The sequence below is a fragment of the Candidatus Avelusimicrobium luingense genome (genome assembly GCF_902757105.1).
GTDB lineage: Bacteria > Elusimicrobiota > Elusimicrobia > Elusimicrobiales > Elusimicrobiaceae > Avelusimicrobium > Avelusimicrobium luingense.
In genome coordinates this window covers 175,126-183,267 of the sequence record NZ_CACVTK010000005.1, presented here as the reverse complement: position 1 = coordinate 183,267, position 8,142 = coordinate 175,126, and the positions used below count along the sequence as shown (strand labels likewise).

At 44.0% G+C, this 8,142-nt stretch carries 10 protein-coding genes; all 10 read right to left on the bottom strand.

What is annotated here, in order from left to right:
* Window positions 1-145 precede the first annotated feature (145 nt).
* Genes ACQY3H_RS05965 through ACQY3H_RS05920 form a run of 10 tightly spaced genes read right to left on the bottom strand, consistent with a single transcriptional unit; the run spans window position 146 to window position 8,068 of the window.
* A complete protein-coding gene (locus ACQY3H_RS05965) occupies window positions 146-601 on the bottom strand; it encodes a low molecular weight protein-tyrosine-phosphatase (protein ID WP_428075664.1) in 456 nt (151 codons plus the stop codon).
* An 8-nt stretch (window positions 602-609) separates the two neighbouring features.
* Window positions 610-1,566: an NAD-dependent epimerase/dehydratase family protein gene (locus ACQY3H_RS05960; RefSeq protein ID WP_428075663.1), complete on the bottom strand. Its 957-nt coding sequence runs from the start codon at window positions 1,564-1,566 to the stop codon at window positions 610-612.
* A gap of 24 nt (window positions 1,567-1,590) precedes the next feature.
* A complete protein-coding gene (locus ACQY3H_RS05955; protein ID WP_428075662.1) occupies window positions 1,591-2,070 on the bottom strand; it encodes a hypothetical protein in 480 nt (159 codons plus the stop codon).
* 2 nt (window positions 2,071-2,072) lie between these two features.
* The gene (locus ACQY3H_RS05950) at window positions 2,073-2,804 is read right to left on the bottom strand and encodes an energy transducer TonB (RefSeq protein ID WP_428075661.1); all 732 of its coding nucleotides are present in this window, start codon (window positions 2,802-2,804) and stop codon (window positions 2,073-2,075) included.
* Window positions 2,801-3,208 (bottom strand): ExbD/TolR family protein, encoded by a 408-nt coding sequence (locus ACQY3H_RS05945; protein WP_428075660.1) that lies wholly within the window; start codon window positions 3,206-3,208, stop codon window positions 2,801-2,803. Before ACQY3H_RS05945 ends, ACQY3H_RS05950 begins: the two co-directional genes overlap by 4 nt.
* Window positions 3,209-3,211: 3 nt before the next feature.
* The gene (locus ACQY3H_RS05940) at window positions 3,212-3,841 is read right to left on the bottom strand and encodes a MotA/TolQ/ExbB proton channel family protein (protein ID WP_428075659.1); all 630 of its coding nucleotides are present in this window, start codon (window positions 3,839-3,841) and stop codon (window positions 3,212-3,214) included.
* A 16-nt stretch (window positions 3,842-3,857) separates the two neighbouring features.
* Complete coding sequence (locus ACQY3H_RS05935) at window positions 3,858-4,340, bottom strand: phosphatidylglycerophosphatase A family protein (protein WP_428075658.1); 483 nt, start codon at window positions 4,338-4,340, stop codon at window positions 3,858-3,860.
* Complete coding sequence (gene pgsA, locus ACQY3H_RS05930; protein ID WP_428075657.1) at window positions 4,328-4,951, bottom strand: CDP-diacylglycerol--glycerol-3-phosphate 3-phosphatidyltransferase; 624 nt, start codon at window positions 4,949-4,951, stop codon at window positions 4,328-4,330. The genes ACQY3H_RS05935 and pgsA overlap by 13 nt, the downstream gene beginning before the upstream one ends.
* Window positions 4,948-5,748 (bottom strand): LolA family protein, encoded by an 801-nt coding sequence (locus ACQY3H_RS05925; RefSeq protein WP_428075656.1) that lies wholly within the window; start codon window positions 5,746-5,748, stop codon window positions 4,948-4,950. The genes pgsA and ACQY3H_RS05925 overlap by 4 nt, the downstream gene beginning before the upstream one ends.
* Entirely contained in the window at window positions 5,729-8,068 is a 2,340-nt protein-coding gene (locus ACQY3H_RS05920) for a DNA translocase FtsK 4TM domain-containing protein (RefSeq protein ID WP_428075655.1), read from the bottom strand. Before ACQY3H_RS05920 ends, ACQY3H_RS05925 begins: the two co-directional genes overlap by 20 nt.
* Window positions 8,069-8,142: the final 74 nt, after the last annotated feature.

The window sequence follows — 8,142 nt, the reverse complement described above, 5'->3', positions numbered from 1 at the left end:
TGTTTTTGTTTGCGAAGCAAGGCAAAAACCGCGAGGGCGGGCCCGGGCGCAATTTCCGTCAGGAAATTGACGTAGGGCAAATCAAACGGTTGGATTGTCAGGATTGGTAAGTTTCCATTAAAATAAAACCCATTTTAGACGGGTTTTATTTCGTTAAGAGTTGGTTAAGAAGTCCTGTGCAACCGGCTAATACATCTTGCCAAGTGGCTTCAAAATCTCCGGTGTACCAAGGGTCGGCTACTTCTTTATTTTCGCCTGCAAATTCCATGAGCAAATGTACTTTAGAAGCATATTCAGGAGCAATCATCCGCAAGATATTGCGGCGGTTGGCTTGATCCATTCCGATTAACAAATCGTACTTTTTTCCGTCGGAAAATGTAAGTTGTCGGGCTGTTTTTCCGGCGCAGGAAATACCATGTTCGGCTAATTTTTGGCGGGCTGGCGGATAAACCGGGTTGCCGATTTCTTCGGTGCTGGTGGCGGCAGAAGCAATTTCAAATTGGTCTACTTTGCCGGCTTTTGCAGCCAAGTCCTTAAAAATAAATTCTGCCATGGGACTACGACAAATATTACCATGGCAGATGAATAAAACCTTATACATAGTTTATTCTAAAAACTCTTTTTTAAGCCTTCTTTAAGCGGCGTGAATTTTTGACCGGTCAGTTTCGTCCATTTGGCGTTAGAACAAATCCAATGCCCCGGAATCGTCGCTTCAGTGACTTTATCGTAATTTAGCGCTGGTTGCGTACCGGTAAGACGGGCACACGTTTCATACCCAAACGCCGTTGCTTTCATCAACCATTTCGGCGCAGAAGGCATAAATGGTTTGTTACAGTGCATGGCACAGGCCATTTCGGTGATAAAATAATCCCAGCTGTACACATCCGGTTCGGTGATGAAATAAGTTTCTTGGGCCGTTTCCGGGCGGTTGTAGGCTTGCCACAGGGCTTCTACTAAATCGTCCACATGCACGAAACTAAACATCCCGTTTCCCGAAGTGTTAATCATCAGTCCGCGTTTGACCCACGTGGCAATTTTGGAAACCCCTGAATCATTTTTGCCATACACAATGGGCGGGCGAATAATTGTCCATTTTACGCCGGGGCGAAGTGTTTTAACCGCATTTTCTCCCCCCAGTTTGGTGCGTCCGTAATCGGACACCGGCGTGGGAGTCATATCTTCCGTACGCGGATGTTCAACATCACTGGCAAAACCGCTGGCCGCTAAACTGGACACGTGAATAAAAGTCGTAATTTCCGGCGTATTATTGACGGCTTTCACAACATTTTGCGTATGAATAACGTTGGCTTTTTCAAAGCCTTGGCGATTAAACGCAAAAATAGCTGCCGCCAAATGAAAGACACCTACGCACCCTTGCATGGCCTTTTGTAATGACGATACGTCACTATAATCGGCTTGCACAAGCGTAACGGCCGGATTGGCCGGTTGTGTTTTAGGAAGTTTGCGCGTAACGATACGCACATTAAATCCTTCCTGTAAAAGTTTGTTGGTCAGCGTTCGGCCGATAAAACCATTGCCGCCGGTAATTAATAATGTTGGTTTCATTTAATTTTGTAAAACAGCCTTTATTTAGTCATCTACAATTTCAATAAAAGGATCTTCCCCTTCTTTGATAGCATTAGCGGCATTTCTCACTTTCTTTTTTACCGCTTCGGCTTCTTCTTCGGTAAATGCGCCTGTACGTTTTTTGTTTTGATGCACAAAATCATTATGGAATTTCATTTTTTCAATTCCTTTTTTAACGGTTTCCATAGTGGGATATTCACCGTATTTAAGTTTGTTTATCGGCGATACTTTATCCGATTGCGGGAAATACCACAACAACGTATATACAATCGCTCCGAATACGATAAGCGTAATCAACCGATTAAGCCACTCAAAGCGGTCTAACGCAAATACATTGCAGATAAACGAAATGAGAATAATGGCTCCCGTCCACATTAACGCTATCATGCCAACGCTGGCCCATGCCGATTTGTCATAATCGGGAAATAATACCATTACTCCAAAACAACATAACAACAAAATACCGAATCTTTGCCATCCCATAATTAATTCTCCTGTTTGAATTCTACCGTTACGGTAAGTTCATCTTTTTCATAATACATCGGTAACGGAGCAAAAGGCCCCGCATTAATAACGGCCGATGTGGCCGCAAAATCAAACGTATCATCGCCTGATTTTTTTTCTACTTTCAAATCTCTTATTTTCCCGTCTCGGGCAATGGCAAAGGATACCATCGCACTTAATGTGTTACCCGCCGGGCGGCGTTTTTCCCACTCGCTCCATAAACCATTACGTACTTGGGTAATATACCACGGATACGGAAAATTAGCAAAATCAGTTTGAATATTCCCCCCACCAAAAGCGTTGGGTTGTTCTTCCCCTTCTTGTCCTTCTTTACCGACAGAAGGTGTTAATTCTTCGTTCTCGGAATCTTCCAGTACGCTGGGGGCCGCCAACGGTACTTCTTTAGCCTTGGCTTTTTGGGTTTTGGGTTTTTCGGCAATTTCCGTTTTGGCCGCATAGGCTTTTTTAGTTGTTTTAGGAGCCGGTGCGGGCGCGGGGTTGGCTTCCGGTTTGGGGGTTTGGGCCGCTGGAGTTTGAACGGCTGCTTGCGGTGCGGGTACTTCTTGCCCCGTAGTGGCAATTACTTTGCCGGAGCCGATAAAATCAATCGTATAGGTAGCGTTTGCCTTTTTAGCAGACGGAGCCAAAAAGGCAAGTACAAGTAATAAGGCCAGCGCGTGTAAGCCGCTGGATAACGCTACATAACGGTTCATTCGCTTTTAGACAGTACGCCAATACCTAATTTGGCCGCTCCTAATTTTTTTGCTACGTCAAAGACGTTAACAACTTGTTGTATGGGAACATCTTTATCAGCCTGTACAAGAATTGTTTTTTTGTTGGCTTTTCCCATGCGTAAAATGAGTTCACGCTCTAGATTCTTAAGCGTTAAATGTTTGTTTTGGACGGTGATTGTACCGTTTTTTTCTACTTCAATACGGATTACATCATCTTCCGCTTGCGTGTTAATAGCTTGCGATTTAGGCAAATCTACCGTTAATTGCATTTGCACAAGTAGCGGGCTCATGACCATAAAAATAATCAGCAAAATCAAGGTGATGTCGATAAACGGCACCATGTTAATTTCTGCCATAACGGTTCTGTTTCTGTGTGTGCTCATAAATTACTCGTGAGAACGGTAAATAAAATCATTGGCGGCGTTCTCTAATTCCTTAGCAAAATAGGTGGTTTTGGATAAGAAATAGTTATACGCGATAACCGCCGGAATAGCCACGAATAACCCGGCTGCCGTATTGATAAGGGCTTCGGCAATACCGGCCGCTACAACGGAGGCTCCGCCGGCGGCTGCCGTATTGGCGGCTAAATCTTTGAATGCATGCATAACCCCGATAACCGTACCGAATAACCCGATAAACGGAGTAATGCTTCCCAGCGTTCCTAAAACGGTTAAGCGGCGTTGAAGTTTAGAAGTTTCCCAATCAATAATATTATCGGCTATTTTTTCCAGTTCCGCTTCCGGGCGAGTGCGGGCGGCTAATAATTCGCTCAGTAAATGGGCTGCCGGTGTATTTTTGACAACTTCTTTACGGCAAGCATCTTCTACTTTTTGATAATTTTCCGAGCGTAAGGGATGTTGGCAATAAGCCAGTAATTTGCGTGAAAGCGAAATTGCCGAGCGTAACTTAAAAAACCGTTCTAAAATAACGGAAATTGAATAAATAGATAATAGCACCAGTATGATAAGGACCGGCCCCCCGGCGGCTACTAATTCTTTTAAGGTGGATAATTGCATGTATTTTCTCCTTGGGTTAACCCCGTACAACAAAAATAATAAAAAGTTGAATTAAAATATTGGCCAGTAATCCGGCGGCGACGTCGTCAAATACTATGCCAAAAGCATTGTTCATTTTATCAAATGTTTTGACAAATCCCGGTTTAATTGTGTCAAAGGTACGAAATAACACAAATGCCGCTAACAAATATTGCCACGAACGCGGTAAAAATGCCATAGCGGTTACATAACCGGCAATTTCATCAATCACAATTTTGGGGTTATCGTGTCCGGTTTCCCCTTTAAATTGTACTTTTTTACAAATCACTACGGCAAATACCCATACGGCTAACATACAAATTGCGTAGAGCATACTGTCTTTGGGCAAACACAAAACAAGGGGAATTCCCCATAGTGTACCGACGAACCCTGCCCCCGTGTTTTTTTTGAACGGGAAAATAAGCGGTGGCAGATAACTGATAAAAAATCCCGTTGCCAAACAACGAATTACTGTTTGCATTGCGGCAAACTCCACGATTTTTTAAGTAAATCCCAATTGTTGCGTAAGTACGAAATCGCGCTCATCCAGGTTATAACGGCGGCAATAACGGTAATAGTATAGGGGATGTTACGTAATAAGATAAATAAGAACAAACATACCGTCTGCCCGATGCCGCTAAGCAAATGTGATAAATGATACATGAGCAAAACGAAAAATATGGTACCGATAGCGGACATTTGTACGACGGTTTTGAATTTCCCCCACCGCTCGGCGGCCATGACTTTACCTTCTAATGCGGCAATAGCACGTAAGTTGGAAACCATCAGTTCGCGCAGTAAAATTAAAAATACGGCCCATAACGGTACATTTAAGTTCGGGATACCGACAAATGCGAAAAAAGCGGCAATCACTAAAATTTTATCCACAAACGGATCTACAATGGCCCCAAACGGAGTGATGGTATGAGTTTGACGGGCAATTTTTCCATCCACCCAATCGGTGCTGGCCGCAACGATAAAAATCAAAATCGCCACAATGCGTGCCCACGCGTAAGGCAGTAAAATAAACAGAAACATCACAATAGACATCGCGGCGCGGGTCAACGTGATTTTATTAGCCAGTGTCATCATTTGAAGACTCCTTGAAATGTAGTATCAGGTAAATTCTTGTTTTTTTGAGTATCGGTCAAATCGGCTTTTGTAACGACTCCGTCGGTTTCTAAGGTTAAGGTTTGCGGAAAATAATCTTGCGGTGACAAAGTCAAATATAAAGTATAAGTTTCCCCTGTTTTCGGGGTAAGTTTGAAGTAATTATTCCGCACCGCTTGGACGTTGTGTCTAGCGAGCAAGGCGGTATAGTTACCAAAATCAAATAAGGCTTGGTTGGGTTGGTTTTGTTGCCATTCTTGCCATGAAAGTTTCATCACTTGTTTGTTGGTGTCATCTAAAATAAATAAATCTTTTTTATCGGTAACGGCTGATTGTACTATGTTGTCGGTATCATCAAACGTATCTAAACGCAAGAGATGTTTATCTTTGTTATAAAATAACATCCCGTGCGAGCGGTTAATTTCCACCCCGTCATAAGACGTAGTTTGTGAAAAACGGGTTTGCAATAGAAGTAAATTTTTATCCCACGCTTTTAATTTTTCAATAACTTCATCGGGCGACGGTACATAGGCCTTGGAAACAGGTTTTTTAATTTCCGATACCCCCGGTGTTTCTTGGGCTGTTTTTGTCGGTTGGGGTTGGACCGTAGGTTCTACCGATTTGGGTGATTCCGTAGGTGTTTGTTCTTGTACGGGTTGTACTTGAACGGCAGGTTGCGGTTGTTGGGCCACTTCTTGCGTGGGGTTGTCTTGCGAACAACCTGCCGCACACAACAATACCGTTACTATCAGCCCTACATTATTTATAGACCGATTCATAAGTTTTTTCCTCATAGTCCTTTTCGTAAGGCGGATTTTCCAATTCTTCAATACCTTGGTCAATTAAATCGTAATGAATTTCCCACCGGTTGGAGCCTTCGGGCTTGGTAATATAACCGCGCATTTCCAGTACGCTAAGCATATTCGTTGCACGAGCAGAGGAACCAAAGTGCGCTTTGAGTAAATCTTGGCTGACGCGGCGGCGTTCTTTGATAAGACGCAATGCTTGGAGTTGTTCTTCGGGCGTCGTGCCGAGTCCGTCTTGCGGGCGCATACTTCCGGCGGGTTGTTCGCTAACTACTTGTACCGGGTAATCCGGCCCGCCTTGTGCGCGTAAGAAATCGGCCACCGCTTTAATTTCGTCCGGTGCGACATACGCCCCTTGAATACGAAGCGGTGTTTGGGTGGACGAGTCTAATAGCAGCATATCACCGCGCCCAAGTAAATTTTCCGCACCTACGCTATCTAAAATAACTTTAGAATCAATACCTGACGCTACTTGCAAGGCAATGCGCGAAGGCATATTGGCTTTAATAATACCCGTTACTACTTTTACGGACGGGCGCTGTGTACATAAAATCAAGTGAATGCCCATGGCACGACCCATTTGGGCCAAACGCTGGATAGAGTCTTCAATAGAGGCTTTGGTTTGTAACATTAAATCAGCCATTTCGTCAATGATAACAAAGATGTAGAACATTTTTTCTTCGTTATTTTCTTTAGCCCATTGGTTATATCCTTCAATGTTTTTGACTTTGGCAAGTTGGCACAAATCTAACCGTTTTTCCATTACTTTAACGAGCATTTGTAATGACTTGGCTGCATCCGAGGCTTTGGTAATAATATCGGCATCGTCACATGATGTCTTGGGATCGTATAAGTACGGAATGCCTTCGTAAAGGGTAAGTTCTACGCGTTTAGGGTCAATCATTAAGAATTTTACTTCGTCGGGTTTATGTTTAAATATAAGCGACATGATTACCGTATGCAAACAAATAGATTTACCGCTATTGGTTGCGCCTGCAATTAAAATGTGCGGCCATTTTTCCGCTACGGTTCCGGCCGGGTCTCCGTTAGCGTGGCGGCCTAAGGCAATCGGCAAGACGGCTTTAGAGTTCGCATAAACGGGCGATTGTAAAATTTCCTTCATGGTTACTGTAATAGCACGGTCATTAGGAATTTCAAAACCCATGGTGCTTTTCCCCGGGATAGGGGCTTGTACACGGATAGAACGCGCTTGCATGCTGGCTTGAATATCTTGCGTTAAAGCCGTGATAGAGGACATTTTTACACCCGCGTCAGGTTGAATTTCGTAGCGGGTCACCACCGGCCCCGGTGATACGCCGGTAACGTGTGCGCCGATATCAAAACTCTTTAAGGTATCTTCTAATCGTTTAGTGGCTTGGGCAATTTCGTCATCCGTCGGGCCGACAATACCGTCGCCTTTGGGGTCGTGCAGTAAATCTAATGACGGAAGTTGGAATGTTTTGGGATCAAATTTTTTCACTTCTCCGGTTTGTTCTTGCGGTGTTTCTTCTTGCTGCGCCACAGAAGTAACCGGTTTTTCGTCTTGTTTTTTAGCAACAACCGGCTCTACTTTGGGGCGGCGAATTTCCGGTTGGGCGCGGTGAATTTCCGGCATGGAGCGGATTTCTTCCGCTACGGCAATGGGGGCAGTCGTGTGTTCGTCTTTCGTTTTAACGTTGCCTGTCGCTTTTTCTTTGACGGCGGCGCGGCCTTCTGTTACTTTTTGTTTTAATTCGGCGCGTGCTTCCATCCAACCGCTAAAATCGTTGCGGATAAACTCCAATGTTTTTTGAAATACAACGGCCCACGGAATAGAAACTAAAATTTGTAACCCGACGAGTAAAAATGCAAGGGAAAATAACGCCGCACCTACACTGCCTACCACACCTTTGAAAGCGTAAAAAACAGTATCGCCAACTTTCCCCCCAGCCAGTTGCGAGTTGGTAAAAATCAGGCGCAGACACGTCATTAAACTGGCACATGCACTCAGTAACAACCCACTGCCGATAAGAAAGAATAAAAACGATGCGCTTTTTTTGCGTACGGTTTGTATAAGCCAGTATGTTAATAAGACGGGAATCAGTCCGGCAGTTTGCCCTAACACTTGAAATAAGACAGATGACGTCTCTTGCCCGACGGAACCGCTTTTACCGTTTATCCATAAAATATAAAAAAGCCACGCGCACAAGGCTCCGCCCAACGTGCAAAATACAGGGCGCACCCATGGAGCGGTAGTTTTCTTTTGATTTTTTTTGCGAGATTTTTTAGCGACGTACGAATATCGTTTGGGCATATATTTATTTTACCTTATTTTAAGGTGTATTTGTGTAGTGTTTTATAAAAAAATCACCCGCACGGTATAGGGCG

What these genes read in the sequence shown, in the direction of transcription:
- ACQY3H_RS05940 (WP_428075659.1), bottom strand. Translation starts at nt 3,841, where the DNA reads ATGCAATTATCCACCTTAAAAGAATTAGTAGCCGCCGGGGGGCCGGTC.
- ACQY3H_RS05950 (WP_428075661.1), bottom strand. Translation starts at nt 2,804, where the DNA reads ATGAACCGTTATGTAGCGTTATCCAGCGGCTTACACGCGCTGGCCTTA.
- ACQY3H_RS05920 (WP_428075655.1), bottom strand. Translation starts at nt 8,068, where the DNA reads ATGCCCAAACGATATTCGTACGTCGCTAAAAAATCTCGCAAAAAAAAT.
- ACQY3H_RS05925 (WP_428075656.1), bottom strand. Translation starts at nt 5,748, where the DNA reads ATGAATCGGTCTATAAATAATGTAGGGCTGATAGTAACGGTATTGTTG.
- pgsA (WP_428075657.1), bottom strand. Translation starts at nt 4,951, where the DNA reads ATGATGACACTGGCTAATAAAATCACGTTGACCCGCGCCGCGATGTCT.
- ACQY3H_RS05965 (WP_428075664.1), bottom strand. Translation starts at nt 601, where the DNA reads ATGTATAAGGTTTTATTCATCTGCCATGGTAATATTTGTCGTAGTCCC.
- ACQY3H_RS05955 (WP_428075662.1), bottom strand. Translation starts at nt 2,070, where the DNA reads ATGGGATGGCAAAGATTCGGTATTTTGTTGTTATGTTGTTTTGGAGTA.
- ACQY3H_RS05935 (WP_428075658.1), bottom strand. Translation starts at nt 4,340, where the DNA reads ATGCAAACAGTAATTCGTTGTTTGGCAACGGGATTTTTTATCAGTTAT.
- ACQY3H_RS05960 (WP_428075663.1), bottom strand. Translation starts at nt 1,566, where the DNA reads ATGAAACCAACATTATTAATTACCGGCGGCAATGGTTTTATCGGCCGA.
- ACQY3H_RS05945 (WP_428075660.1), bottom strand. Translation starts at nt 3,208, where the DNA reads ATGAGCACACACAGAAACAGAACCGTTATGGCAGAAATTAACATGGTG.